This window comes from Alteromonas sp. LOR, assembly GCF_000753865.1.
Classification (GTDB): domain Bacteria; phylum Pseudomonadota; class Gammaproteobacteria; order Enterobacterales; family Alteromonadaceae; genus Alteromonas.
The window spans coordinates 25,457-52,406 of the sequence record NZ_JQFW01000002.1; the positions used below are offsets into that span (position 1 = coordinate 25,457).

The window sequence follows — 26,950 nt, forward strand, 5'->3', positions numbered from 1 at the left end:
CCCCGGATCCCAAAAGCGCTACTGGTTCTCAAAAGCGCTTTTGGATGTTATGAGCATGGTCTAAATAACAACAACAGAGCAGGCCTAATTCGACCAGCGTTTCTGTTTAGGGAAGTGGAGTATATCCCCAAGGCGTTTTTGGTAGGTCAACAGGGGTTGTTAAATCAAAGTCTACTTGAACTTCCCTTGCAGGACGCACTAAGCGATAACTAAAACGCTTTGGGTAAATCATCATCTGCCATACGTTGTCAGTGGAAGCATTAATGCCAGAGTCGATAAATAACTGCTTTGAGTATGCATCAGCAGGGAATGACTGAACCTCGTTATAGCCGCGGCTATCAGTGTGCCCGCCATACATGGTAGAGGTATGAAAACTGCCATCTTCATTACGATGGTCGTGTTTAAGCATTAAGCCGGCACCTGTTTTGGTGACAATCCAAGTACGAGAGGCGTCATCCCCGACGTGAAACGGAATATGCAGTTGAGTATCCGAGCACTCCCGAACATGCATAACCAACTGTTCGCCGCCGAATGTATTGCCTACGTTATCCTTCGTAACCTTTCCAATAAATGCTTTGCCGCAGTGGGCTTTTATTGCATTAAAAAAGTTATCGTGAGTTTCGATAGACACCAAAGGAGCCGACGCTGCGCTTGTTAATGCGGAGAACGCCGTAATGTATGCTGTAAAAAACACAGTGCAAAAAGTAGAAAAAGTTTTTGTTTTAGTCAACGTAGTTTTCATAATAAACCTGTTAGTAAGATGCGCTTTTTAATACGCTCTGATAATCTTTACCTTAAGTCAGTGAAGCGGATATGTCACTGTTATACTGCCCTTTAAGCTTTTGTTTAAAAGCGCTTGTTTAACCTACTAGCACGTACCACATTGATTTTTATATCGGTGCAGAGAAAATGCACAATAAAATTCGGTGCGTTGTAATCCAAATTAGTATTCATTTCATGAAGCTAAATAAATCAGTCAAATAAAGTATGTCTATACTTTCCTTCATCATACTCTACATATCAAACAATAATGGGTCGCTGCTCTTAGCCACACAACAAGCTAACAGGTCCAGCTACTAGGACCAGCAAAAGGGCCAGTCATGAAGAGTATTAAAGGTGAATAATATGTCTAACGAATTTAACGGTAAGACCGCAATTATATCCGGCGCAGCCGGTGGTATAGGGCTAGCTGTTGCCGAAGCGCTGGCAGAGCAGGGCATGAACATTGTTATGGGAGATATTGATTCTTCCACGTTGTCTGAGGCAAGCGACGCGTTAAAAGAAAAAGGGTACAAGGTTCTTACCTGCCCGTTAGATGTTACCGACTATACGCAGTGGGAGTCCATTGTGGAAAAGGCAAAGGAAGCCTTTGGCAAGGTACATATGGTGGTTAATAACGCCGGCGTTGGCGGTACACCTGGCAAGATTGAAGACGCTGAGCACGAGACATGGCGTTGGGTGATGGATGTTAACGTGATGGGCGTGCTCTATGGTGCACAGGCAACAGTACCTGCAATAAAAGAGCACGGTGAAGGCGGCTGGGTTTTAAATGTGGCGTCAATGGCCGGAATGATGGGAATGCCTTATGCGGGTGCATATTGTGCATCGAAAGCTGCGGTGGTATCGATGACCGAAAGTTGGATGGCTGAACTACAGCCTCACAGTATTCATGTATCTGTGCTGTGTCCTGCCTTTGTTAAAACGCGAATTCACGAGTCTTATCGCAACAGGCAAGAAAAATATGCAGTGGCAAAAGAAAAGCGAATGAGTAAAGACAAGCTCATTGCTGGCGCGCAGGCCGCGGCTGCTGCCGTCGAATCTGGTATTCCGGTATCTATGCTGGCAGAGCGAGTGGTTGAGGCGTTACGCTCTAAACAAACCTATATTTACTCTCACCCCAACTATAGAAAAGTGACTAGCGGGCGAGCGAAAGCTATCGACATGGCATTTGTCGATGCCGAAGAAAGTGCAGTGGTAGGGCATTTGATTAACGATGATATCGTAACCTTTTAAAGTTGCTTTGCGCGCCTTTTTAAACTCGACCTTAATGTCTTAAATTGATGCTTTGGATATTATATCTTCCGCAGCGCTGTCTAGCACAATATTCAGCGCTTGTGGTTTGTGAAGGTAATATCCTTGGGCATAATCCACCCCAATTTCTTTCAATCGCTGCAACTGTTTCGCGCTGTTAACAGATTTTGCCACCACCTCAATGTTGCGAAGCTTGGCAATGTCGGCAAATGCTTTGACAGCTATTTCATCTACCGGATCATTTAGAATATTGCCAACAAAATTGCCATCAATCTTCATCTGTTCTATTTGATATTTTTTTAAATAAGCAAAGGAAGATGCGCCAGTACCAAAATCATCGAGTGCAGTTTTAATACCGGCATTACGTAAAAGGGTGACGAACGCAACACTATCTAACATTGAGCGGGTTATGGTTGCTTCAGTCATTTCGAAAAACAGCTTTTCTCTGATAGCGTGCGGCGTGTCTTTCAATAATGGCAAAAGCTTTTGTATAAAAGCTTGATTAGCAATAGTTTGGCCGGAAATGTTTATACTTATTTGGGCAATGCGGTGAAGGTGTTGGCAGCGATCGAGCATAGAGATCACATTGCTAATTACATAGTAATCAATATGGGGAGAGAGAGCATAGCGCTCAGCAATAGGTAAGAATGAATCTGGCAATATCCAATTTGATTCTCCATCTGGCATTCTCAGCAATACCTCTAAAAAGATATCTTTTGATGGAGAATGCAATGGGAACACTCTTTGCGCGAATAGCTCAAATAATTCACTGTCTATTGCTTGTTTAATACGTGATGACCAATTGCTTCCTAATGAACGCTGGTGGCTACGCTTCTCCTCTTCTTCCCATACAAATACGCGATTTCTGCCTGCTTTTTTGGCAGAGTAACAGGCGTTGTCTGCCGCGTTGATGAGCTCGGCCACACTCGACCACCGTCTAGTTATTGGCACAAGACCAATACTTGCCCCTATGCGGAATATTCTATTGTCATGATAGAAACGAAAATCATCCACCACCTGACACAGGTTCTGCGCTTTTGCCAAGGCGTGCTCTTCATCCGGTTCCGCTAAGAGCAGACCAAATTCATCCCCACCTAGTCGGGCAATAACATCGTTTTTAGTTATATTTTCCTTTAGCAGTCTACTAACTTGTTTAAGAAGTTCGTCGCCAGCGTTATGTCCGCATGTATCGTTAACAGCCTTAAACTTATCAAGGTCAATATACGCTAATGCGTACATCGTCAAATCTCCCCGATTATCGCCTAAGCATGGATTAAGTCGCGACTCAAATTCACTGCGATTATAAAAACCGGTAAGCGGGTCGTGCGTAGCCCGATGCTTCATTTCCATGCCGGCTTGGCGCTCTTCCGTTACATCATGAAATACCATCACCGAGCCTAACAATTCTTCACTCTCTGTGCAGATAGGGGCGACGGAACAAGTTATTCCATATTTTGCGCCGTCTCGAGAAAGTAACGTGGTGGAATGCTCTAGTTCCACAGTGCGTTTTTTCTGTAAACATTGGGTAATGGGGTTGGGTAATTCTGTCTTAGTTTGCTCATTTATTACATTGAGCATGTCAGATGCCGCCATGCCTTCGGCCTCTTCAAGGGACCAGCCTGTAAGTTGCTCTGCAATAGGGTTTAGCCATGTTACTTTACCGTTGGTATCGCTTGTAATTAACGCATCTCCAATGGATTGCAGCGTGACGCGCAATAATTCATGCTGCTTTGTTAGCTGCATCTTTAAACGCTTACTGCTGGTGATATCCTGAAATACACCGAACATTCTAATGCATTTATTGCCTGCCAATTCTGGCTTGCCGATGGCTCTTACCCAAATAGTGCGGCCTTTTGCAGTTACTAATTCTAATTCTTCATCGTAGGAAATACCGTGCTTTATACCTTGCTCAACAGCGTTAGTAATAATTCTGCGGCTTTCCCCCTTTTTGTAAAAATTAATACCTGTCGCTAAGTTAGGTTCGTAATCGTCAGGCACTTCGTGAATGCGTTTGGTTTGCCGACTCCACCAAATAGTGTTTTTTTCTGTATCTAAATCCCAAATACCTATATTGGCGGTATTTTCGAGTTCTTCAAAAGTTTGGGTTCGCTTTTGCAATGCGATAGCTTGTTTTTTTATGTCGGTAACATCAACATGAGAACCAAGCATGCGTATCGCTTTACCCTCCTTGTTTCTGAGCGCTACGCCTCTGCAACGGATCCACATTGTTTGTCCAGATTTGTGCGTATAGCGAACAACTTGATCGTAAGGATGAGAGGGATTGTCGCAATGTTTTTGTATGTTTTCTTTAACAAGAGTGAGGTCGTCGGGATGAATGATATTTTGCCACTCTGACGCTAAATGCTGCTTTTCAGCGGGTTCGTAGCCTAATGTCTTCCAAAAATTTTCACTCATCCATTCATGCTTTGGGCGAGTTAAGTCCCAAAACCACATTCCATCGAGAGCGGATTGTTCTACAAACGAAAAGAAACTTTCGTCGTTTTTAATTAGCTCAAGCAATTCTCTATGAAGTGGATGAATTGATTCACTACTCTGTTTTTTCAAACTACGCTCTTTTTGGTTATTGTTTTAATTTGTGCTTTTACCGACTTTTTGGCAAACAGTGGTCCAAAAGTCTAATACCTTAAAATTAGCACAAATATAACGAATTGCTTAATTTAACAGCGCAATGTGATCGAAGCCGTTTATTTACGCTTTATCTCATTCCTTTAAAGCGTCTGTTTTGTTGTATCAAGAAGTTCGTAACAAACCCCAAGAATGATAAACAGTAATGCGGTTTGTAAACTATCGTGGTGGGTATTTAGCTCAGGGGATGTCAAGAATGCATAAACAGCTTCAAGTATAAGGAGAAGCGCCGCTGCACCAATTGCATAGCTGAATTTAAATGTCATGGGTATTTCCTTATGTCGTATTTTGACGTGCTGTATTTTCACGTGCCATATTTTCAGTTGATTAGGGACTGACTTTGAACTGTTTCTGAGTTAGCGCGTTTATCAAAGTTACCAGCAGTCTATGCCCAGTGAAACTGGCCAGCGTATGTGTTTTTATTCACCCTCCAACATTTTCCCAATAGAGTTGGTTCCATGCATCTGACCTCTATTATCGTTAGTTGGTCGTTTGTTCCATTGAACACTTGTACGCTTGTTTGTAACTTCATTAACGGAAAGTCCACAAACTAGGCAATAACAATGAAAAAAATAATTAACGCTGCAGTTGCTGTAACCATGGCACTGTCAAGCGTGCCAGCATTTGCAGATAAATCAGAGACAGATAAAAACGCCCCTTTCAGCACCGCTACCTTTAAAGCGATGGAAATGAGAAGTATCGGCCCGGCCTATATGTCTGGGCGAATAGCTGATATCGCCATCGATCAAAACCATCCATCAACCTGGTACACCGCGGTAGGTTCTGGCGGCGTGTGGAAAACGAAGAACTCCGGCACCACGTGGGAGCCTATTTTTGATAATGAAGCCGTTTATTCAATAGGCGATGTCACCATTGCGCCAAGTAACTCAAACATTGTTTGGGTAGGTACAGGTGAAAATAACGGCGGTCGTCATATCAGTTTTGGCGATGGTGTTTACAAATCACTTGATGGCGGTAAAACGTGGAAAAACATGGGGCTTAAAAAGTCAGAGCATGTGTCCGACATTATTATTCATCCAGAAAACCCCGATGTTGTGTGGGTATCGGCGCAAGGCCCTTTATGGTCTGAAGGCGGCGAACGAGGGTTGTATAAAACCACCGATGGCGGCGAGAATTGGAAGCAGGTACTTACCCCTGATGATGAATGGACGGGGGTAACATCACTTCTACTAGATCCGAACGACCCCAACAGGCTTTATGCTGCAACATGGTCAAGACAAAGAACCGTTGCAAATTACGTGGGTACAGGCCCAGCAGCCGGTATTCACACCTCTGACGATGGCGGCGAAACCTGGACTGAATTAAAGACCGGTTTGCCGAAAGGCAACATGGGTAAAATTGGAATGGCGATTTCACCCATTGACTCCAACGTACTTTATGCGACGATTGAGATAGACAATCGCGAAGGCGGTTTTTATCGCTCAGCAAATAAAGGCGCAAGTTGGGAGAAGATGTCTGATGAAGTCGGTGGCGGTACGGGCCCTCACTACTATCAGGAAATTTTTGCTGATCAGCACCAAATGGATAGAGTCTACATTGCCAGCAATTACAGTAAAGTGTCTGACGATGGCGGAAAAACATGGACGCCTATCAATACTAAGCGCAAACACGTTGATGATCACGCGATGGCATTTCACCCCACTGACCCTGATTTTGTTTTAATGGGTTCTGATGGCGGTATTTATATGTCTCATGACAGAATGGATAACTGGCGCTTTATGGCAAACTTGCCATTAACTCAGTTTTATAAAGTCGCGCCAGACGATACTAAACCATTTTATAATGTATATGCCGGTGCGCAGGATAACTCTACACAGGGCGGCCCCTCGCGAACGAATCGCGAAGAAGGAATTAAGAATAAAGACTGGTTTTTAACCCTAGGTGGCGACGGACATCAACCTGCTGTTGAACCGGGTAATCCAGATATTGTGTATTCTCAGTGGCAGCAAGGTAACCTCACTCGTGTGGACATGACCACGAAGGAAGGAGTGTATATTAAACCGCAGCCGTTGCCAGGCGACCCTGCGGAGCGATTCAATTGGGATGCACCTATTAATGTATCTGCTCACGATCCGAAGCGAATTTATTTTGCATCGCAGCGCGTTTGGCGCTCTGACGACCGTGGTGATAGCTGGACTGCACTCTCGGGCGATCTCACTAAAAACGGCAACCGCATGCATATGCCTATGATGGGACGAACGTGGTCTGTAGAAGCTGGCTGGGATTTATATGCCATGTCTGAGTATCACACTATTGCAAACTTTGCTGAAAGCCCGGTTGATGAAAATATTCTTTGGGTTGGCACAGACGATGGCATCATTCAGGTTACTACGAACGGCGGCAAATCGTGGAAAAAGATAGAGTTGGACGATATTCGAGGCATCCCTGCAACTGCTTATGTGAATGATATTCGTGCTGACCTTTTCGACCCGAATACGGTGTATGTTGCACTAGATAACCATAAATATGGTGACTATAAACCGTATCTTATTAAGTCGACTAACTTAGGCAAAAAGTGGACATCCATGGCAGATGAGCTGCCTGAAAAACACTTAGTGTGGCGTATTGTTCAAGATCACGAAAATAAAGACCTGATGTTTATCGGTACTGAATTCGGTATTTTCTTTACCGTCGACGGTGGAGAGCAGTGGGTAGAGCTTGAAGGTGGCATGCCTACTATCTCAACGCGAGATGTGAAAATTCAGCGTCGTGAGAACGATTTAGTGGCCGGTACTTTTGGTCGAGGTATTTATATACTCGACGATTATGCACCGCTTCGGTCGTTAACGAAAAAGTCGATGCAAGAAGACGCTCTGCTGTTTGCACCTAGTCGCCCAGTTAAGTGGTATCAACCAGACGATAACCATACAGATTCAGACGGTGACGACCGCTATGTAGCTGAAAACCCAGAGCATGGCGCAACGCTGACTTACTACCTTAAAGACAGCCTGCTGACAGCGAAAGAGAAACGTCAAGAAGCTGAGAAAAAGCTTATGGAGGGTAAAGACAAATATCCGAAGTATCCAAGCTGGGAAGCGGTGGAAGCAGAAAATCAAGAAGCGGCGCCTGCAGTATACCTTGAAGTAAAAGACGCTGAGGGTGATGTGGTTAACCGAGTAGAAGGAAGCACCAAGAAAGGCTTGCACAGAGTTACATGGGATATGACCTATGCCAATGCAATGCCTATTACGGATAAAGAAAGTGCTAGTCGTTCACGTGGCGCATTAATGGCGTTACCAGGCAGCTACACGGCAACGCTGTTTAAGCGCGAAGGAACGGCAATAACGCCGTTGGCAGAACCTGTTAGTTTTGTGCTTGAGTCTATCTACGAAGGTGCACTAGAAGGTGCGACAGCACAGGAACGTGCTGCCTATGATGGTAAAGTGAGTGACGCTCAAAAACGAGCGGTAACCACTACAAGCGTACTGGCTAATGTGAAAGACACGATGGAAGTACTTCGCAGTGCTATAAACCGTACTCAGGGTGATATCAGCAAGCTTGAAACACAATTTGCCGATGTGCAGACTGAAATCAATGCCTTGAGCCGCGAGCTTTATGGTTTAGAGTCTCGTGAACGCAAAGGAATAAAGCCTGCGAATATAACTAGCCGTTTACGTTATGCTCGTTCTGCCGTTGGGTCATCTTATGGTCCTACTCAGCAGCATCAAGACCAATTGCGTTATGCTAGCGAAGGGTTGGTTGCAGTGAGTAAGCGCGTAAGTGCACTTCAGCAAACAACCGTACCTGAGTTGCAGCGTGCAGTAGTGAATGCTGGCGGCCCATGGACAGCTGGTCTGCCGGTTATTACTGAATAACTGTTAATGCAATAAACGGGGTTTTATACCCTATAAAACGGCAGTGTTCTCACTGCCGTTTTCTTTTTATCTTCACTTAATTTTTCTATACAAAATAACATAGGCACTATGACAGGTTCGCGACTCTCTTTTTCTTTACAAACCATGCGCAGTGCACCTGTGGCGGTGCGTGCACAGCTTATGTTTAAATCAGCCATGACACTAGCGCTTATAACACCGAATACGGCAGCGCTTATGACAGCGCTTATGTTAACAACGTTTCCAGCCTATTCAGTAACGGTTGAACAATCAGAGGTTAGCAAATTAGGCCCTAACGAATCAGATGTAGAGAATATAGTGGTAAAGGCTACGAGACCCTACTACCATGATACGCTGGAGCGTATCCTTTCCCTATATAACTATTCTCAGTCTTCAGTTGCCGAGCCCACTAACATTAATGATGTATTAGTTCAGTCCCCGGTAATCAGCCTTAACGGGCAGGGAGGGCAAATTCAAAATGTGAGTATTCGCGGCTTTTCCCGCTGGCGAATTCAAACTTTGTTAAACGGCGTTCCTATTTTTAGCGATAGGAGAGCCGGTGCAAGTGCTGGCTTTATACCTCCTTCATGGATAACTCAGGTGTCAGTTGTGCCTGGCGCAGCATCGACATATCTAGGTTCTGGTGCAATAGGCGGCGCGGTTAACATGCAGATTGCTACATCCCATGAGCAGAATCTTTATGTCGGAATGCTGAACAATGGTGAGACCCAAGAATACGGGTATGAAGGCTTTGCGGACAGTTCATTTACGTCCAATACTGATAAGCGCCATGCGTATGCGGGAAGCACTGATTGGAAAGTCTCTTATCGCAATGCAGATAACACCCAGGATGCCAATGGCAATGCGTTGTTTGAGCAATTTGAGCAAGCTGCGCTATTTGTACGACATCAGCCTGAGCAATCAAATATCACTGAGGCGTGGTCGCTGTTTTCACACAATAGCAATGTTGGAAAGTCGAGCAGTGATTATCCACAAGATAGAGTGACAACATACCCCAACAATACCCATTGGCTAGGCAAAGTCAGCGCGGTTTTCGATAACATTACTAGTAATGTGTGGTGGCATCAGTCTCAATTAGACACGCAAACGTTGCGGCCAGAAGCGCGCATTAATGAAAGCAGAAGCAAAGCATTCGATTATGGCAGTGATATTGGAGGCAGGCAGCGTGTAGGTATGTGGCGAGTTAATTGGCAAGCTCAACTACAAGGACGTGAAGGGGTAAGAATTAATGAAAGTGAAACGCCGATAACATCGCTAGGGGCTCAAGTAACACCCGAGGCGGCAATATTAGCTCAAGCTCTCTCTTCACAAGAGCTTTCTATACAAGAGTTTTCTTTACAAGAGCTCCCTGCACAAGCTGCGGAGACTGACGCCTTTAACATCACCACACTTGATGCCAGTGAGATTGGATTGGCGGGCGTGATGGATGCCTCAAGAACGTTCCAGAAGCTTTCTGTAGCGGTAGGTACACGCCTTGACTGGCAGTATCAAAATCGAAGTGGATATAACGTAAAAAAGCTAAACGTTAGCGGGTTCACTGGTGCTAGCTATATGCTTTCTTCTCACTGGTCTGCAAGCTTATATGTTTCAAGCGCTTTCAGAAACCCATCGCTTACAGAACGTTTTTTCTCTGGAGTAACTCCTCGAGGCACAGTGCTGGGTGATGAGAACTTAGACACAGAGCAGTCTGTAAACATTCAAGGTGCGCTTTCATATAAAAGCAGACGATTATCGGCAACCACAGAAGTGTTTAGTCAAAAGATACATCACTATATCGAGCGCACAGAAGTAAGCGAAGATGTGTTGGAATATGTGAACTTAGACAGCGCCACTATTAATGGGCTGAGTTATACGGCTAATTGGGCACCGGATAATAGCAAGTTGTCTTTGCAGTTAAGCGGTGCTTGGATAAAAGGTGAGGACGAGAGCGGGGATGTTATCGCGGATATTCCCGCGCACAATCATCGGCTCACGGTGGGATACCAGCTGGGCACTATACGCTTTTTTTCAAACGCGCTTTATCGGGCTAGTAAAACAGACGTTGCTGATGGAGAGCGGTCATTAGATAGTGTAGTGACCCTAGATATAGGGGCATCTTTACCGTTTAATAATAAAGTGAATGGAAGAGTGAGTATTCGAAACCTCACTAATCAACTTTTTTACGTGAGTGCTGATGACAGGGCGGCTTTTGCTCAAGGTCGCAGCATTCAGTTTGCGCTACGGTTTTTGTTTTAGAGTGATTGCTTCAAAAGACTTGCTTTAGAGTGCTTGTTTTAAGGGGGCTTTAAGAGACTTGCATCAGCGGGCCTGGTTTAACTAGCTTGTTGAAACTAAAGTGTACTGACCAGGTTGTACTAACTAGACTGCTGCAAGCGAGCCTGTTTTTTCCGATATTTACTTTTCAGCGTGGTAAATAACATTACTATGCCAGTTAACCAAATGACAAACAAAAGCAAAGCGGCGGGTAGAAACAGGTAAAGCTTAGCGCCCTCAAAAAACCAACTCCCGTCGTGGATAGACTCTATGGTGTCGGTACGTCGATACGCTGTTTGCAGCACCGCGCCAGTGTAGGCGTTAAGCTGTACTTCCCAATGATTATTGCCACGTACTTTTATGATGCCTTTGTTCGGTCTAATATCCAGTCTGTCAATGTCTTCCCAGCGCGTTAACTGGGCGTTGGATATGGTTTGGACTGCCTGTAAAATCTGATGCGAACTTATTATGGTACTGGACGAGTTTGTTGCTTCTTTTAAAAGAGTTTGGCTTACTTTTTGGGTTGGCGGCTGGATCCAGTCTATCTCCTTTTTCACCTGCAGCAGCAGGCCGCTACCAATCACGATGATGACGGGAAGAAAAATACTCAAGGAGATCCACAAGTGAAGATGTCGACTGACTTTTCGTAGTTTGTTGGGCATTCGAATACACATCTGAAACGGGCTAATACTATACTGCATAGGGCTTTCAGAGTAAAAGCGGTAGTCATGCTACTGACCGCTAAAAAACGGCTAAACAACCGCTTTTTAAGCGCTAAGTAAGCGCTAGCCAAATGCCCACACCAATCATAAGTGTGCCCGCTATTCGGTTCATTAACTGCACATTGTCGCTTTGCATTAATAAAGAGCGCATGGTTCGCCCACCTGATGCATAAATTAATAAGCAACTAAACTCTAGCACTAATATGATGGCGATTAAGCTAGCTAATTGATGCATCAGCGGTTGTTCAGGATTGATAAAAGGCGGCAGTAATGCAACAAAGAAGGCCCAACCTTTTGGGTTGGCAATGGCGGTTATAAAACCTTGCGAAATAAGGGCTAAACGAGAGGCCCGCTGACTTTCACCATCGGGCTTCAACGCCATTTTGCCTCGGGACAACCACATTTGCACGCCTACATAAAAAAGGTACGCGCCTCCGATGTATTTAAGGACGGTGAATACGGATGGGTAATTGAGTAACAGTGCAGCCACGCCAACAGAGGAAAGAGTCGCTACTAGCCCTACCCCCGCCAGTTCACCAATCATCATCCATAAGGCACGTTTAACACCAATACTCATGCCCAGCGTCAGCGCAAGTGTCATACACATGCCTGGCGTTATGGACACAAAGAAAAATGTGGGAATAAAAAGAGACAGCAAGCCCCAGCTCATAAGAGGTATCCGCAGATAAAGAAAACAGGCGTGGAAGTTGCCAGAAAAGGCGATGGCGATCAATAACAAGTTGCGAATTGTTGTTTTTGGCCCTGTAAGAACTTCTTGCCCGTTGAAAAATAAGCAGAATATGCTCAGACCAACGTTTGGGTAATGAAATTAAAGCGTATATTAATCAGTGGCTTATTTTTTTTTGTGGACCGGCGTTTTTGGATCGCTTGTTGCACACTCTAGTTTAATGTTGAGCAAAGTAATCAGTAAATAGAGCTAAAAGTAAGCGGGCATTTTCTCTCGAGCACATTTTTTCTCGAAGAAAGTGTTCCAAAGAGTTCAGTGACTAGAAAGAAAAAAGGAGAACCTAATAATGAGTAAGACTAAACAATCTAAAGTAGTTGTTATCACGGGCGCGTCTAGCGGCATAGGCAAGGCAACGGCTAAATCACTCGTGCAAGAGGGGCATCGCGTTGCGTTAGTTGCAAGAAGTGAAGATAAGCTAAACAGTCTTGTGGAAGAGTTGGGTAGCGAGAATGCGTTTTCAGTAAAGGCCGATGTAAGTGATTTTGACGAAGTAAAGAACGCATTTGCCAAAATAAATGCGCATTTCGATAAAATAGACGTTGTTTTCGCTAACGCGGGAACGGGCGCGAGTTCTCCAGGTATTGAAAAGGGCGACGTGAGCGATTGGTCAACTATGCTTGGGGCGAACGTGAACGGTCTTTTATATACAGCGAAAGCAGGGTTACCGTTTCTAAGAGAGAGCAAGGGGCATTTTATTCTCACGGGCTCAGTAGCCGGACGCATTGCTCTTAAAGGCTCGGTATACGGCGCTAGCAAGTGGTTCGCTTATGGCTTCGGTCAAAACTTAGCCGAGGAAATGCGTGAATGGGGAGGGAAATGCACAACCATTTGCCCAGGTATGGTCAATACACCATTTTTTGATGAACCTAAAGAAGACAAACTGGCACCAGAAGATATTGCAGATGCTGTTAATTACGCATTATCAAGCAGCGACAAAGCGTGTGTAAGAGAAGTATATGTAATGCCAACGTCGTAACTTTCAGTTATTACAGACCGCGGTTCTGATTATTAGGCCCAAAGGTGTCAGTAATCACGGGAGAGCCGCTATTGCCGCTTGCGTTGCCTAAAAAGTCCTAACTTGATGGCAACGCAGGTGGCAATCAGTGTAGTTGTAAAGATAACTGAAACTCTTAGTAATAATTCAAGCTTATCCGTTAGTTCAAAAGAAGCAGATGACACACTTAATACGAGATTGCTTGTTACAGTGATACTAAAAATATAGGCCATGTAGCCAACAATCAACTTTACATTTTTTTGCACGGTATCCTCCTGATAGTCCATACCAATAAGGGCTCTCGCCACTTCCATGCTCAATTAATTTTCCGCGTTCGCAGAGCAATCAATGTCGCTATGTTCCAATGTTAATACTAGTTTTAACGCTAGCCCTACCTTTAGCTAAAGTTCGTAATGCTAACGATGAATCATAAAAAGAGTAACTGGTCATCAAGACTGTTTTCTTTCTAACTACATTAACCATGGATATCAACGAACGTTGAGCCTTATGACACTAAACTGATAACTCTTGCTTTTAATCGCGTTTTTTCGTCTTTGATGCGTAAATCTCTGTAAGGTGTGATTACTTTATGCTCAATTTTTTAAGACGATTAACCCTACAACTTGGCAGGCAAAAGAATGAAAACAGATAAACCTTCTGTAACGATCCCTCAAGAAGCTTTTGATTGGTATGACGAATATGCTCATGGCGACATAGATAGGCGCACCTTTTTAACCCGCGTGGCCTCGTTGTCCATTGCGGGCCTGTCTGCTGGTGTTATTGGCAGCGCTCTTATTCCCGACTATGCCAAAGCTGAGCAAGTGTCCTTTAACGACCCCGCTATTAAAGCAACATACGAAGAGTTTCCGTCCCCTGAAGGCCATGGTACTGGAGGTGGGTATTTAGTAGTGCCAACTGAGGCAAGTGCCGAAAGCCTTATGCCGGCGGTTGTTGTGGTGCATGAAAATAGAGGGTTGAACCCCTACATAAAAGACGTGGCAAGACGTTTGGCCATGCAAGGGTTTATTGCGTTCGCGCCAGACGCTTTATTTCCCTTAGGAGGTTATCCAGGCAATGATGATGACGGTAGGTCAATGCAGCGCAGTCTCGATAGACAAAAAGTTGAACACGATTTTATGGCGGCCGCAAAATGGCTAAGTCACCACGAAAGAACCTCAGACAAGCTTGGTGTGGTTGGTTTTTGCTTCGGCGGGTACATAAGTAACCTTTTAGCCGCTACCCTTCCTGATATGATTGATGCGGCCGTACCGTTTTACGGTACACCTGCAAGAGAAGAGTTGCAGGCTCAAGTGAATGGGCCGCTGCTTCTGCATTTTGGTGAAAATGATAAGCGAGTGAATGCAACTTGGCCGGAATATGAAAAAGTGCTGAAGGCCAACGGAGCAGAGTATACCGCTCATGTGTACGACAAAGCTCAGCATGGCTTTCACAACGACTCAACAAGTCGTTACAGCCCCAAAGATGCCGAACTTGCATGGCAACGCACCGTTGATTTCTTCTCGACTCACCTTAAAGCCTGTTAAGTCGTTGAGCGAGTAAACCTACAAATAGTCAGCGAGCTCTTAACGTAAAACGTCTCAAATTCATAAAAGCGCCTCTCAGGCGCTTTTTTATGTAGAGCATCTTTATAATATTGCAGAGTGGTATAAAAGCATGGAGATGGCGGTAAAGCCTTAACTGAGTTAAACTACGCACATCCGCATGAGCTGTTGCAGCTGTTGAATTTACGGTCGTGTTTCACTGATTTGGCTCTGCTTGTGCGCTGCTAGCACGTAAGCACCGTGCAATAAATTAGCGCAACGCTCGGCTCTAGCTCGGCTCTACTGCGACGCTTCGCTTGAATATAGCACTGTGCTCAAAAGGCCTTAGCGTAATCAAACACAATAACTACTTCTATCCTTAAAGGTTATCAATCATGTTCCACAACGATGTTCTACGCCGCATTCGCTATGCGCTTGCTATAAACGATACCGCGGCTATCAGTATTTTTAAGCTGATGGATTACGAAATGGACATAGATTATCTTCATAGCATCATGAAAAAAGAGGATGAAGAAGGTTATTTGCCATGTAGAGACAAGATCCTTGCAATGTTTTTAGATGGTTTAATTATCAAAAATCGCGGTAAGCAAGAAGGACTAGCGCCCAAGGAGCTCGGCCCAAAAGAGCGCTTGAGTAATAATGAGATACTGCGAAAAATTCGCATTGCGATGAGCTATAAAGACGAAGATATGATTGCCGTATTGTATATGGCTGATTTCAGGCTGAGCAAAGGCGAGTTGTCAGCGCTATTTCGAAAGCCTGATCACCGCAACTATAAAGCGGCCGGCGACCAAGTTGTACGAAATTTACTGCAGGGTATGGTAATTAAGTATCGCCAAAATACGAAACCTCGCACGTCTAATCAAAATGCATTTGCATCAAAAAGTAAAGGTGGTGTTACGGCTAAGTCTAGCTCGTCTGAAACACAGAAAGCAGGCCCTAAAACCCTTAACCTCAAGAACTCAGGCGCCAAAAAGCAAACAGTCAAAAAGAAGAGTAATACCTATCGCGTAGATAATAAGCCCACCGACTCTGCGCGGAGTAAGGGCTAGCTCTTCTGCAGTTAGGTAGAAGTTGGCAAGGAAATCGATAGATAGCAGAAATGGCGGGCGAGCGGCAGTTGAAAGGTAAGTGTTCAGCGCACATAGTATTTCTATTAACATGGACAACTAATGTAAAGCGAGGAAGACCCTTATGGCTAAAACGATAGATACACCGACCAGTAGACATTTCGATAATGCAGATGGGCTTTGCGAAGAAAAAAGCGACGCAACAAGAGGGTTTGTTTTTAATCAAACTATGTTGCGAATTGCTGATCCCAAGCGCACCTTAGACTTTTATACCCGCGTGATGGGTATGACGCTGATAAAGCGACTAGACTTTGAAGAAATGAAGTTCAGTTTGTATTTTCTAGCGGCAGGGGATGACTTTTCGGATATAAGCGATGACGCAGAGATGCGCACACAGCAAACCTTCGGTCGCCCTGCGATGTTAGAACTTACTCACAATTGGGACGACACCCCAGAAAACGCGTCTTACCACAACGGCAATAGTGAGCCAAAAGGCTTTGGCCATATCGGATTTCACGTGCCAGATGCTGAGGCTGCCTGCGAGCGATTTGAGTCTCTTGGAGTGCCATTTCAGAAAAAGTTAAACGACGGGTCTATGAAAGGCATTGCGTTTATAAAAGATCCCGACGGCTATTGGATTGAAATTTTTGATGCCAGCAAGGTAGCAAAAACCTGCGCGCCGCATTTAAAAGGTTAAAACAACGCACCTGATATTTTGTAAGCGTTTCTAAGCTGTTTTATAAAAACACTAAAAGGAGCCGCGCTCCTTTTAGTATTCTTCCTACATCCTCCCTTCGTTAGTCAGCATCGTCAGAAGACAACTTGTAGTCAAGCTGCACTAATAACCCTGTTTGCCTTAATGCTTGGCCATTTTGAACCCGCGGCTTATATTGCCACTGCTTAAGGGCACTACTGGCACTTTTATCAAATACGCCTTCAGGTGACGACTTTACTACCGTTATGTTATCGGTAGTGCCTGTTTCTGTAATATCAAATTGCAATACTACATACCCTTCAGTATTTGTCTTTGCTGCGTCTTCAGGGTAAGCCGGTGATACGTGAGCTATCGGTGAGGCTTCATTGACCTTAGCATCGATTGCCTTATGGTCATTTCCCTCAGCATGGTTTTTCGGCGGTGGCGGCGGCATATTGGCCGCAGCAGTATTCGCCATTAGCAATACGCTCAGTGCCACTGCAACGAATGCGGCTAGTCGATTCTGTGGAAGCTTATCTAAGGCCAGCACGCCCTTTTATATTAAACGTTTTTTCATGGTGCTTTTTTCTCCAAAGGTAGGGTACAGACTCAGTGTCTGCTGGGATTGCTCGGCACACTGTACGAGTGCTTTTGCATAAATAAGTGTCTCCTTATCACTTTTGTTTGATAGAACTTTGTAGTCGCAGGCTAGTTCTTGATTAGTTCGAAATGCTTTAAGCGCAATCCAAACGAGAGGGTTGAACCAAAATAGCGTGATTAAAATGAAGGAAACGCCGTTCCATAGGTGATCCTTGTGATGCTTGTGGGCTGATTCATGCTCTATAATCATGTGCTGCTGCGCTTCACAAAACATGCGCTCAAAGTTCAGGGGCAGCACTATTTTAGGGTTAACAAAACCAAATAGCATGGGCGTTTTTGCCTTAGATGAGTAATAGGTCACATCACCGTTAGTGCTCATCTTTTTTAAGGAGGCAGTAAGAGATAGATAATGCACAAGCGTAGTAACGATTAACGCGCCCGCACCTAGTACCCAAAGATAAAGAAGTACGTCTATGTGCTGCACCGTAAATGTGGGAGTCGTGTTCACTAAATATCTAGAAAATGAGTCACTTGTTACCGATACACTGTAAATAGGTAGGTTGTTCATGAGCAATACAGCTGGCACTGTGGCCCACAATTTGTAGGTAAACATAGTGCCCATCTTTGCGGTAAATCGCTCTGCTACCAGCATTAAAACGAGGGCAATACTTAAAGCACCTTGTTGTGCTATTAACCATTCAATCATTGTCTTCTTCCCATTGTGCTATTAACGCTTTTAGCTCGTTCACATCATCTTTTGACAATGTTTTCTGGGTTGCAAACCCTGCTACTAATGGCGTGATTTTGCCCTTGAAAAGCTTGCCAACGAAGCTCTCCGTCTCTTGTGCGGTATAGTCTTCTCGCTCGATAAGTGGGTAATACAAATATTGACGCTGCTGTTTTTCAAAACTAATAACGCCTTTTTTTACTAGTCGGCCTAATAAGGTTTTAATTGTTTTCTCATGCCACTCTTTATGGCTAGACAAGGTTTGCACCACGTCGCTCGCACTTGCAGGGTTGCGCTCCCACAGTACGTCGAGTACATCAAATTCTGCATTGGAAATATCGGGTTTAGACATGGTCTTGCTTACCTCTATCTTTTTGATTACAACTGTAGTCTTTCATTTAAGATTACATTTGTAATCGTTCTTTGCAAGTTTTTTAGTTCTTTTTTTCATCAATGTAAAAGGAGGGTAGATCAAATCAGCTTAGGTTTGGTGTTACTGGGGGCTAATTAAAAAAAGCGAGTTAGGACAGGAAAAGTAAAAGAACGAAAGAAACAGGAGGGCAAAATAGTCGATATAAATTTATAGCAAGAACTCAGAAACAGATAGCTAATAGGAAAAAGTAAGACTTACATCAATGGACCACGGAAAATGTAAGGTCTGTAGATTCAAGAAACTCACCTAGAATACGTGACTGTTGATTTCCTCGAGGCACCATAACGTAGCATTTAGGCTTCGGCGAGACCTCTGAAAGTTCGTACCAGAGACTATCTAGCACGTCCGCACCGTGTTTTAAAAACGTCTCACCCCACGTGGTGCTGTAAAGTACATACACATCTTCTACTGTAGGTTTTTGGCGAAGGGTGGGGAAATTAACTAATGCCATGCATGTCATAATGCGCTCCGATGCCAGTAAATCCTCTCGCGGCAATGCAGATACCCGTACTGGTGGAAACAACGCGCACAGGTGTTTTAGCAGGTCATTGAGGTCGAGTTCGCTAATTTCGCAGTAGTTGTAATCTAGATGAATTTTTGTGTTCGTGTCCATTATGCGACTGGCAACACACCACACAAGTAATGCCACTGCATTAGATGCTTGTGAAATCTTTTGCGACTCATCGATAATACCCGACTTGCTCAGCCTATCACCCGCGTAAGCGGTCCATATCTCATCGCCATTCTTAAGTGTTCTCACGGCTATGGTTACGGTGGGGCAATATAAACTCTCATCAAATGCTCTGCGAAGAAACTCCACCTTGTTGTGTTTTTTACCGTAAAATGTACTTAAGCGACGACCGAGTACCGTCATGTCTTTTTCATCCATGATTTGGGTTTGGCCATCAAGTTGACTGGATATACGTCTGTAGCATTTCAGTAAAAAGCGATGTATGCGACGACTTAATTGAACACGTTCGTTAAAGTTCCATTGTTGAATATTATCAAGGTGCTCTAATGACTTTCTGCTCCAGCCCCAACTTTTTGCATAGGCGGCTATAATTCGTCGTTTAAAGTTAGGTGTTTCTCCCTCATACAAGGGCTGACTGAGACTACATCCACATTTTAGGTACAAACACTGCTGCAAAATAAGAATATCTTCTGGTTGGCCATAGGCAGTGTAGTGGGTGATTAGCTCATTGAACATAAGCGCATAGGGGTCAATATCAGTTACTTTCCCTGGCGCGTCAGAGCCCAAGTGAACATGCTTTTTAAGGGTGTTGCACAGCGGCTGCTCGCTGCCAATATTGGCCAGATAGACTTCTAACTTTGCCATTTTTAGCAGCGACTTAAATGGCGAATCCATTGCCTTACCTAACTGCCATATGGCTGCGCCAAATAGCTCGCCGGCATCAAGTTTTTCCAAATGGCCTAAATCCATAAACCAATCTAAGTCGGGAGAACCTCCTTTTTCAAGGCTTCCCAAAATGCCGTCATATTGCTTTATGGTCGACTTTTCTGGTGTTAGCCACCAAAAGGGAACTTTTCCCGCTACAACAATGTTCGTGCTATAAAATTCCGCTTTTAAAAACAATGCTTGCGCAGAGCCGGCACTTTCTCCGTCTGCAACGCCAAAGTCATTGTGTTTTACCTTCTCGATATCAGAGAGAAAAAAGTGTACTTCAGTACCCCATTTTTTATCAGCCCATTGCTCAATTGCTCTTAGCTTTTGAGTTAATAAATCGAGGGGTTGGGGAGAAAACTGCTTTCCGTCTACACACACCCAATAATCAAAATCTGACGTATCGGTTTGCGCAATTGTGCCTATGCTGCCCATTAAAACCAGCGAGTCTATACACCGCTGGCGAGGCCAAATAGATTTAATATCAGCAAATAAGGACTGCAGTGACGGAAAACAGCGCGTCAGCGCCATCTCAATATCTTTTCTGAATGAGTAATTGTTGATACCAAATGGCACTAATACATCGTTTGAAGGCGATTCAACATATCCAGGTAAATCGGGGTGATTAACGTGGATTAAAAATGGCAATACGTGAAACAGGGGGCTGTTTTCAAGGGGCAATAAACTTAAGGCACGCTCTGTTCGTGATTTGTTGTATCGCAATACGCGCAGCAACCTTATCGTAAGATTTTTCTGTAAAGAGAGCGATTTTTGCTCAACCATAACTTAGTCTTTGCCCACTTGCTTTTGCTTGAGGTCTATTGTCTTGTATTTTATACCAAGCATAGCGCGATTCACTGCTATCTGCTTGTTATTTATCTTTAGTGTTTGGGTAGTTATCGAGAAGTGATTCTACGAGTTCGTTTAGCGCCCGTTGAACGGTAATCGCATCATTTGCTTTAATTTCGGTACTGCCCGACGCACTGTAAACAAAGGCGTTTTCCTTTGTGACGTCTATTTGCAAGTTTTGATATTCCGTAAATTGTTCTCCAACAGGAATGCTAAACACGCTACCTATCGATATTCCGCCCGAACGTCCAAATTTGCCGCTGCCTAGGCCTATGTTTAAACGTGTGCCGTCATCTTTAGATTCAACGAAAGGGAAAAAACCGATGAAAACGTCAGCTTCATCCTGTGAAACCTCAGTTAATCCTTTCGCTGTCATTACCTTAGCAATGGTCGCTGCAATACTGTTTTCAAGGGTTGGGTTTACACTGTTTAGCGGTGGCTTCACGTAAAAGCTATTTATGCTTTGAAAGTCTTGTGTTTCGTCTACGCTGATAGACGGGGCGTTAGAGGCACAGCCCGTTAATAAACCACCGAACGCGATCAAACAGAAAAGCAGTTGAATCTTTCTAAATCGTTCTCTCATCGTCTTATCCCTTATTTTTGTCGATCTTCTTTTACCGTTTGAAAAGGGCTTTTGCAATCAGTTGATTATGATTGGTTAACTCCCTAAGCCCTTGCGGTTTATTATCCACAGGATCGCTTATTGCGCGATCAATGGCAATATCAATGGCAATATCACAGGCAACATCTATGGAAATGACCTTGTGAATGATTAGACTAATTCATAATTGTTGAAAATATGAACATCGTTGATACTCCGCCCGTTTTCAATTTCACGAAATAACTTATGTTCAAACGACTGTTCACGATGACTGCTTTTATAATGTGCTACACAGCCAGTGCAGCGGATGCGCCAAGTAGCGGGTTAATGCAGGTGGATAAGACAGAAAAGGTGACGATAACCTGGGCGGTAAATCCGGCTCCTCCTTTTCATATATTCGAGGGCAAATATGCATCACAAGGCATTGGTGACGTAATGCTAAACTCGATAATCGCTCAACTGCCAGAAGCAGAACACACTATAGTTCGAATGCCTCATTCGAGAATAAGTAAAAGCGTTGATGCTGATATTAACCTTTGTTTTCCTTGTCTGATTAAAAGATCGCGAAGCAGCAAATGGGTGTATTCCAAAGCAAATGTTGAGTATTTACCTCTTGGTGTTATTGCTCATCCTGACACTATTGCACCTTTTTTGGACAGCAACGGTCGAGTTTCTTTTAAACAATTAGTGGAGAACTCTCAATTAACATTCGCAAAGCCAGTAGCAAGAAAATATCCCGATGTGGTGCAGACAATAGTTGAGAACGCAAAGGGCAATCCACGTTTTGAAACAATTGCTGGGGCAGACAGTGCCACCAGAGTACTCAACCAATTAGAGTATGGTCGCGTTGACTTTACCTTAGAATATCCAGCTATTCTGACATACTTCACTCGTACAGAGGGAAAAAGCAAGCTACAATATTACTACACCACAGAGTTGGGGGAGACCCCCATACCGGGTGCGGTGGGTTGTACCAATAATGCGTGGGGAGAAAACGTTATAGAGCATGTGAACGAAGCGCTAAAATCCATTGTCGATACTCCTGACTATAGGGCATCCCAAGGGTTCTGGCTTTCACCTTAGCTTCTTTGTGATAAAGCCCCTGCAGTAATAATCTCCTCGCATGGCGTAGAGGCCGGTAACGTACCAAATGCCAAACCATGATGGCCGGCCAGCCTGCTCTCGCAAAAGCTGTGAGCAATATTGCGTATTTCAGCATCGTCGTTATTCAGCAGTACACAAGCCTGCAGCGCTAACGCAGTTTGCTCTGTTAACAAGCGGCTTCGCATTTGCAGCGATGCAGTATCGCTAAAACTAGTTAAAAGTTGCGCTACATACTCATCAAAATGCGTATTTTTTCCTTTTGCACTTTGTAGTTCCGTAAATAACGCCTTCTGCGTAGCTGGTTCTTTTGCCATGGCCCGCAACACATCCAAACACTGCACATTGCCGCTGCCCTCCCAAATTGAGTTTAGGGGCGCTTGGCGGTACAACCGCGGCATTATGTTTTCTTCCACATAGCCAATACCACCGAGACATTCTTGGGCTTCATTTACAAATGTTGCGGTACGTTTACAAATCCAGTATTTGCCAATCGCTGTGCTAATACGAGCAAGAGCAGCCTCATGAGGGGTAGTGCTGCTTTCATCTACGGCCTTTGCCACTCGCATAGTCAGCGCTGTAGCCGCCGCGCTCTCGATGGTGAGATCTGCCAACACATTTTGCATAAGAGGTTGGTTGATAAGCGTATTGCCAAAAGCGTCTCGGTGGCTAACGTGGTGTGTTGCTTGAACGAGAGCCTGCCTCATAAGAGCGGAAGAGCCAATCATGCAGTCGAGTCGGGTGAGCGATACCATATCGATGATCACAGATACGCCGCGACCTTCCTCACCAAGTAAATAAGCCGTCGCCTCTTGAAATTCTACTTCGGATGATGCGTTGCTCCAATCCCCCAGCTTGTCTTTAAGGCGCTGAATGCGAACATGATTTAGTTCTCCACTTTCAAGTATCCTAGGGAGAAGAAAGCAGCTTAGTCCGCCTTCTGCCTGAGCCAATACGAGGTGGGCATCACACATTGGCGCAGAATAAAAGAATTTATGTCCGGTAATGGCGTAGCTGCCGTCAGCGTGTTGCACAGCTTTGGTAGTATTACGCCTTACATCGGAGCCTCCTTGTTTTTCCGTCATGCCCATACCCACAGTAATGCCGTTCTTTTCAAGTGCGGGGAGTTCTCGCGGGTCGTACGCACCGTTTATCAGTTTATCGAGCCAATATTTTGGAAGATGTTCGGAGTACTTCATAGCAGGTACGGCTGCATGGGTCATTGTTAGCGGGCAGGTAGTACCTGCATCAGTCTGGCTATGCATATAAAGCAGGGCCGCGCGAATAACATGAGCTCCACTTGCTGAGCTGTTTTGCCACGAATACGAGTGAACCTGATGCTCCATGGCCGAGCCCATCAGAGCATGATAGCTTGGATGAAATTCTACTTTGTCGGTTCTGCGTCCATATCGGTCAAACGCGTGTAAAACGGGCTTGTTTTTGTTGGCAAGTTCACCATGTTCAAACTGCACGTGACCGCTGTATTGGCCGAACTGTTCAAGCAGTGTGGGAACAGACGCATGGTGGTGCTGTCTCACCATACTTTGTAGTAGCGGGTCAGCGAGCCAAAGGTTGTAAGCAGAGAGCGCATAAGGTTGATTTTCTACCTCATGGGTATGAAATTTGTTTGTTGCTATCATGTTACTGGCCCGTCAGTTGCTATCGCTTTAATAAGAAACTAGCTAAGAAGTTAATTAGCAAAGAAGTTAAATAAAGAAATTACACAAAACGATAAAATAAGTCAAAATGCGTAATGTTTATTATTGGGTTTCCTTCGGTAATTTGTCGTTAAATGGGGAAGCGGCAAAGTGGATAGCTGTTCAGTGAGCTATCGTTAAAAGGGCAGTCGTAAAGCAGGCAACCGTTAAATGGACAGTCTTTAAATGGACAGCAGTAAAACGGGAGAGCCGATGGCTAGCTCTTTATCAGATAACTGTTTTGACGCAGAAAAAGAGGATAATAATGTGGGATTCTTTTTCTTAAAAACATGATGTTAAGTATTAAAAGCGGTATGAAAAAACCTGTGGTGGACGTACTTGGGATGTAGTTTGGGTATAGGTAAGCGATTTAAATGAGATGTTGGCAAGAGGCATGTTTGAGAGAGATGTGTAAAAGATATGAAGGAAAGATGCAAGTGAAGGGAAAACAGTTTGAATAAAGCGGAAACAAAAAAGCCAGCTGCAAGAAAATTGCTGCTCAAGCTTTTAGGCTCTAGAGCAAAGGTGAAAATGACAGCGTCAAGTGCCGTGCGTGTAGGTCGCCTTTTTGCTATCTCTGAAAATAATATCAGAGTCACTATTAATCGTTTACACAGTGCTGGCGTGTTATCGCTTGTCGATAGGGGCTACTACCAACTTGGGAAAGAGGGCGTGGATTTTGCGCGAGAGATCAATAGCTGGCGAAATGCGGAAACTTCATTGCTACCTAGCTGGAATGGCGATTGGATAGTGGTGCACACGCATATGCTAGCTAAAAGTGATAAGAAACAGGCTAGACAGAATGACCGTGCATTAAAAATTCTTGGGTTGAAAAAGCTGCTTCCTGATATGTACATCAGACCTGCAAACATTCAAGGTGGTGCCGGTGTGGTTAGAGAAAAGCTGCAGGTACTAGGATTAAGTCAACAGGCAGTGGTGTTTTGCGCATTCGATTTAGATTCAAAGCTACATCTGCGAACACGTAAATTGTGGAATACCGCAGAGTTAGAGCAGCGCTATCAGCTGGGCGTTACTGAACTAAAACAATCGTTAAATCGCCTGCCAACGCTGTCATTAGAAGACGCCACAAAAGAATCGTTTGAAATTGGGGACAATGCACTTCATCAGTTAGTGTTCGACCCACTGTTGCCCTCACCATTGATAAATGAGTCGCTGCGAAGAGAGTTCGCAGAACTAGTTAAACACTACGACGATATTGGTGCGCAGATTTGGCATCAGTTTTTATCATTAGATAATACCTAGGGCGTGTTGATCTTTGCTTGGCTAAAATAGCAAAAGAACCAGCGCGAAAGCGCTAGGAAAGGAAACGCTTAAGATATACAAATAATGGTATGACTTCTGCTTATCTAATGCTTAACTAACGCTTAAGTAGAGACAAAGAGCACCGAGCACCAATCGCCTATTGTTTACTTGTTTGTTAGATTTTATTCATTGCATTCCCGAGTCGCCGTTGCATAAGTTGTCGTATTACAAGGAGTAAATATGTCCACATCTCGTCCATTGTTTAAACATATTCGAAATCACACATCGTTATTTACTGAGTTATCTCAGTATCGCAATACCGCGTTAGATTCCCTCGGATTTGCGAATTACGAATTTCACAAAGTGCCAAAGTTCATCACCGAGGATGGGCAAAGGCTGACCATTGAGCCTGAGCGCAGCATTGTGTTACCAAATGTGAAAATGTTAAGCGGTGTTAAAGCAAAGCTAGAAAAACACATACCGTCTTTCAAAATGGTAGAGAACAGCGAAATTGGGTATCGTTATCCCACTGCGGCCCTTGCAAACTTAGATGCCCCTTTTATAAAGCGAATGCGTTCAGAGTATTTTCATAAGGTAGATGAGGATCGCAGTATTTGTCGTCCAGTGAATCTGTCTTACGGTATTAAAAGTCGAGGAAAAGCTGACAATCGCCAAGAATACGAAGTGTGGATGCCTGACGAGGCACCTGAGCAAAACCCGTTGCCATTACTCATAGAGCGCTATGGCGAAGATTTGCCTAATGACGTTCGTCATTTTGTAGAGCAACCCTCAAAAGTACATGGTTGGATGGGAGTAAAGCGAGCTGCATTTGAGGCGCTTTATACCGATAAAATACACTGTGGCGACCTTATCATTTGTATTGCCATGAGCGTAGATGCTTACAACATTGGTGCAAAACCTGACTTATCTTTTTCGCCTGAGGCCGATAGTTCAATTGCTGTGAGCAATGCTGAGCTAGAGTGGGAAGTAGAGGGATATTATGCACCACGAGGGTGGCAGTTTGATCACGATATGGTGTGGAGCGCAATTCAACACACTCTCGAAGCGGTTAATGCGCCGTTGGTAGACATGTACAGCAATACGTTGATACCGATTGCAGAAAGCAAGACCGAGCGGATTTTGTCAACGCTCACTTCTCTAGGAGTTACCCAAGAAGAGATTGACCATTTGAATCTACAACCTTGGGAATTTTTGCAAACAGAAAGCACACACAGAATGAAGCATAAAGATCCTAATCACTCTGTAAATTTGTTAGGCAGACTTAACCGTCTTTTCTATCAACCTGAAAACCCACTCCCATCGTTGAACTGGATGCACGACCTTATTAGCTAAATTCAACATAACCTGTTGAAGGCGTCCCTTTTATTAAAGAGTCTATCCGTAAAAAAGTGCGTTTGTTCCCAGTAGAGCAGGCGCGCCTAAAATCTTCGCTATAAAAGCCTCAATTGCACAAGCCTCAGTTTCGAAGCTTCTTGTCTAAAAACACGCCCTAATACCATCCTCTGTAATTGTAAACAAAACGATAAACGTGATGCTTTTATGTAAATTACTTTCAGTATCAACGTAATTTGAATGTTTTTATACTTATTTGTGTAATTTAATTACATTAAATGCTTTATTTATCCATTTTACTGGTCATAATGTAGTCATTGCTTTCGCAA

The 26,950-nt window shown here is 44.1% G+C and carries 22 protein-coding genes; 10 read left to right on the forward strand and 12 right to left on the reverse strand.

Features of this window, described 5'->3' with window-relative positions; translation table 11 throughout:
* Positions 1–106: 106 nt before the first annotated feature.
* Positions 107–742: a hypothetical protein gene (locus JV36_RS0100890; protein WP_235207728.1), complete on the reverse strand. Its 636-nt coding sequence runs from the start codon at positions 740–742 to the stop codon at positions 107–109.
* A gap of 383 nt (positions 743–1,125) precedes the next feature.
* On the opposite strand from JV36_RS0100890, the gene JV36_RS0100895 reads away from it, so the two are divergent.
* Positions 1,126–2,013: an SDR family NAD(P)-dependent oxidoreductase gene (locus JV36_RS0100895; protein ID WP_032097220.1), complete on the forward strand. Its 888-nt coding sequence runs from the start codon at positions 1,126–1,128 to the stop codon at positions 2,011–2,013.
* A 39-nt stretch (positions 2,014–2,052) separates the two neighbouring features.
* On the opposite strand, the gene JV36_RS0100900 is transcribed toward JV36_RS0100895, so the two are convergent.
* A complete protein-coding gene (locus JV36_RS0100900; RefSeq protein WP_052010300.1) occupies positions 2,053–4,596 on the reverse strand; it encodes an EAL domain-containing protein in 2,544 nt (847 codons plus the stop codon).
* A gap of 164 nt (positions 4,597–4,760) precedes the next feature.
* Complete coding sequence (locus JV36_RS0100905; RefSeq protein WP_032097219.1) at positions 4,761–4,943, reverse strand: hypothetical protein; 183 nt, start codon at positions 4,941–4,943, stop codon at positions 4,761–4,763.
* A gap of 297 nt (positions 4,944–5,240) precedes the next feature.
* Between JV36_RS0100905 and JV36_RS0100910 the strand changes: the two genes are divergently transcribed.
* Positions 5,241–8,513, forward strand: coding sequence for a VPS10 domain-containing protein (locus JV36_RS0100910; protein WP_032097218.1), 3,273 nt, complete (start codon positions 5,241–5,243; stop codon positions 8,511–8,513).
* A 108-nt stretch (positions 8,514–8,621) separates the two neighbouring features.
* Positions 8,622–10,787 (forward strand): TonB-dependent receptor plug domain-containing protein, encoded by a 2,166-nt coding sequence (locus JV36_RS0100915; RefSeq protein WP_052010299.1) that lies wholly within the window; start codon positions 8,622–8,624, stop codon positions 10,785–10,787.
* 119 nt (positions 10,788–10,906) lie between these two features.
* Here JV36_RS0100915 and JV36_RS0100920 read toward each other — a convergent pair whose 3' ends face one another.
* Together JV36_RS0100920 and JV36_RS0100925 are read right to left on the reverse strand one after the other, a co-directional pair.
* A complete protein-coding gene (locus JV36_RS0100920) occupies positions 10,907–11,467 on the reverse strand; it encodes a PepSY-associated TM helix domain-containing protein (protein WP_032097258.1) in 561 nt (186 codons plus the stop codon).
* Between the two features lie 112 nt (positions 11,468–11,579).
* Complete coding sequence (locus JV36_RS0100925; protein WP_032097217.1) at positions 11,580–12,197, reverse strand: LysE family translocator; 618 nt, start codon at positions 12,195–12,197, stop codon at positions 11,580–11,582.
* Between the two features lie 364 nt (positions 12,198–12,561).
* Here JV36_RS0100925 and JV36_RS0100930 point away from each other — a divergent pair, with 364 nt between their 5' ends.
* Positions 12,562–13,251, forward strand: a complete 690-nt coding sequence (locus JV36_RS0100930; protein ID WP_032097216.1) for an SDR family oxidoreductase — start codon at positions 12,562–12,564, stop codon at positions 13,249–13,251.
* Between the two features lie 68 nt (positions 13,252–13,319).
* Here the strand turns inward: JV36_RS0100930 and JV36_RS0100935 are convergent, their stop codons facing one another.
* On the reverse strand, positions 13,320–13,589 hold the full coding sequence (locus tag JV36_RS0100935; protein ID WP_152561597.1) for a hypothetical protein: 270 nt from the start codon (positions 13,587–13,589) through the stop codon (positions 13,320–13,322).
* Between the two features lie 318 nt (positions 13,590–13,907).
* Here JV36_RS0100935 and JV36_RS0100940 point away from each other — a divergent pair, with 318 nt between their 5' ends.
* The 3 genes from JV36_RS0100940 (at position 13,908) to gloA (ending at position 16,598) form a co-directional block, all read left to right on the forward strand.
* Positions 13,908–14,813: a dienelactone hydrolase family protein gene (locus tag JV36_RS0100940; protein WP_032097214.1), complete on the forward strand. Its 906-nt coding sequence runs from the start codon at positions 13,908–13,910 to the stop codon at positions 14,811–14,813.
* 392 nt (positions 14,814–15,205) lie between these two features.
* A complete protein-coding gene (locus tag JV36_RS0100945) occupies positions 15,206–15,883 on the forward strand; it encodes a DUF1456 family protein (protein WP_052010298.1) in 678 nt (225 codons plus the stop codon).
* Positions 15,884–16,025: 142 nt separating this feature from the next.
* Complete coding sequence (gloA, locus tag JV36_RS0100950) at positions 16,026–16,598, forward strand: lactoylglutathione lyase (protein WP_032097213.1); 573 nt, start codon at positions 16,026–16,028, stop codon at positions 16,596–16,598.
* Between the two features lie 100 nt (positions 16,599–16,698).
* Here the strand turns inward: gloA and JV36_RS19815 are convergent, their stop codons facing one another.
* The 5 genes from JV36_RS19815 to JV36_RS0100975 all read right to left on the reverse strand — a co-directional run bounded on the left by JV36_RS19815 (position 16,699) and on the right by JV36_RS0100975 (position 21,189).
* On the reverse strand, positions 16,699–17,145 hold the full coding sequence (locus JV36_RS19815) for an energy transducer TonB (RefSeq protein ID WP_235207729.1): 447 nt from the start codon (positions 17,143–17,145) through the stop codon (positions 16,699–16,701).
* Between the two features lie 6 nt (positions 17,146–17,151).
* Complete coding sequence (locus tag JV36_RS19820) at positions 17,152–17,901, reverse strand: M56 family metallopeptidase (RefSeq protein ID WP_032097212.1); 750 nt, start codon at positions 17,899–17,901, stop codon at positions 17,152–17,154.
* Complete coding sequence (locus JV36_RS0100965) at positions 17,894–18,274, reverse strand: BlaI/MecI/CopY family transcriptional regulator (RefSeq protein ID WP_032097211.1); 381 nt, start codon at positions 18,272–18,274, stop codon at positions 17,894–17,896. The genes JV36_RS19820 and JV36_RS0100965 overlap by 8 nt, the downstream gene beginning before the upstream one ends.
* 280 nt (positions 18,275–18,554) lie before the next feature.
* Entirely contained in the window at positions 18,555–20,540 is a 1,986-nt protein-coding gene (locus tag JV36_RS0100970; RefSeq protein WP_032097210.1) for a class I adenylate cyclase, read from the reverse strand.
* Positions 20,541–20,628: 88 nt separating this feature from the next.
* Positions 20,629–21,189, reverse strand: coding sequence for a DUF4136 domain-containing protein (locus JV36_RS0100975; protein WP_052010297.1), 561 nt, complete (start codon positions 21,187–21,189; stop codon positions 20,629–20,631).
* Positions 21,190–21,474: 285 nt separating this feature from the next.
* Between JV36_RS0100975 and JV36_RS0100980 the strand changes: the two genes are divergently transcribed.
* On the forward strand, positions 21,475–22,290 hold the full coding sequence (locus JV36_RS0100980) for a hypothetical protein (RefSeq protein WP_152561596.1): 816 nt from the start codon (positions 21,475–21,477) through the stop codon (positions 22,288–22,290).
* Here the strand turns inward: JV36_RS0100980 and JV36_RS0100985 are convergent.
* Complete coding sequence (locus tag JV36_RS0100985; RefSeq protein WP_032097207.1) at positions 22,287–23,948, reverse strand: acyl-CoA dehydrogenase family protein; 1,662 nt, start codon at positions 23,946–23,948, stop codon at positions 22,287–22,289. The two genes, JV36_RS0100980 and JV36_RS0100985, sit on opposite strands and share 4 nt — an antisense overlap.
* A 510-nt stretch (positions 23,949–24,458) precedes the next feature.
* Here JV36_RS0100985 and JV36_RS0100990 point away from each other — a divergent pair.
* Both JV36_RS0100990 and JV36_RS0100995 read left to right on the forward strand, forming a co-directional pair.
* Positions 24,459–25,268 (forward strand): PaaX family transcriptional regulator C-terminal domain-containing protein, encoded by an 810-nt coding sequence (locus JV36_RS0100990; RefSeq protein ID WP_032097206.1) that lies wholly within the window; start codon positions 24,459–24,461, stop codon positions 25,266–25,268.
* Positions 25,269–25,508: 240 nt separating this feature from the next.
* Positions 25,509–26,621 (forward strand): hypothetical protein, encoded by a 1,113-nt coding sequence (locus tag JV36_RS0100995; protein WP_032097205.1) that lies wholly within the window; start codon positions 25,509–25,511, stop codon positions 26,619–26,621.
* Positions 26,622–26,950: the final 329 nt, after the last annotated feature.

Bases quoted from the DNA above. Each gene is read 5' to 3' on its own strand.
- JV36_RS0100915 (WP_052010299.1), top strand. From the start codon at position 8,622: ATGACAGGTTCGCGACTCTCTTTTTCTTTACAAACCATGCGCAGTGCA.
- gloA (WP_032097213.1), top strand. From the start codon at position 16,026: ATGGCTAAAACGATAGATACACCGACCAGTAGACATTTCGATAATGCA.
- JV36_RS0100995 (WP_032097205.1), top strand. From the start codon at position 25,509: ATGTCCACATCTCGTCCATTGTTTAAACATATTCGAAATCACACATCG.
- JV36_RS0100930 (WP_032097216.1), top strand. From the start codon at position 12,562: ATGAGTAAGACTAAACAATCTAAAGTAGTTGTTATCACGGGCGCGTCT.
- JV36_RS0100975 (WP_052010297.1), bottom strand. From the start codon at position 21,189: ATGAGAGAACGATTTAGAAAGATTCAACTGCTTTTCTGTTTGATCGCG.
- JV36_RS19820 (WP_032097212.1), bottom strand. From the start codon at position 17,901: ATGATTGAATGGTTAATAGCACAACAAGGTGCTTTAAGTATTGCCCTC.
- JV36_RS0100940 (WP_032097214.1), top strand. From the start codon at position 13,908: ATGAAAACAGATAAACCTTCTGTAACGATCCCTCAAGAAGCTTTTGAT.
- JV36_RS0100980 (WP_152561596.1), top strand. From the start codon at position 21,475: ATGACTGCTTTTATAATGTGCTACACAGCCAGTGCAGCGGATGCGCCA.
- JV36_RS0100920 (WP_032097258.1), bottom strand. From the start codon at position 11,467: ATGCCCAACAAACTACGAAAAGTCAGTCGACATCTTCACTTGTGGATC.
- JV36_RS0100890 (WP_235207728.1), bottom strand. From the start codon at position 742: ATGAAAACTACGTTGACTAAAACAAAAACTTTTTCTACTTTTTGCACT.
- JV36_RS0100895 (WP_032097220.1), top strand. From the start codon at position 1,126: ATGTCTAACGAATTTAACGGTAAGACCGCAATTATATCCGGCGCAGCC.
- JV36_RS0100970 (WP_032097210.1), bottom strand. From the start codon at position 20,540: ATGGTTGAGCAAAAATCGCTCTCTTTACAGAAAAATCTTACGATAAGG.
- JV36_RS0100905 (WP_032097219.1), bottom strand. From the start codon at position 4,943: ATGACATTTAAATTCAGCTATGCAATTGGTGCAGCGGCGCTTCTCCTT.
- JV36_RS0100925 (WP_032097217.1), bottom strand. From the start codon at position 12,197: ATGAGCTGGGGCTTGCTGTCTCTTTTTATTCCCACATTTTTCTTTGTG.
- JV36_RS0100945 (WP_052010298.1), top strand. From the start codon at position 15,206: ATGTTCCACAACGATGTTCTACGCCGCATTCGCTATGCGCTTGCTATA.
- JV36_RS0100985 (WP_032097207.1), bottom strand. From the start codon at position 23,948: ATGATAGCAACAAACAAATTTCATACCCATGAGGTAGAAAATCAACCT.
- JV36_RS0100910 (WP_032097218.1), top strand. From the start codon at position 5,241: ATGAAAAAAATAATTAACGCTGCAGTTGCTGTAACCATGGCACTGTCA.
- JV36_RS0100965 (WP_032097211.1), bottom strand. From the start codon at position 18,274: ATGTCTAAACCCGATATTTCCAATGCAGAATTTGATGTACTCGACGTA.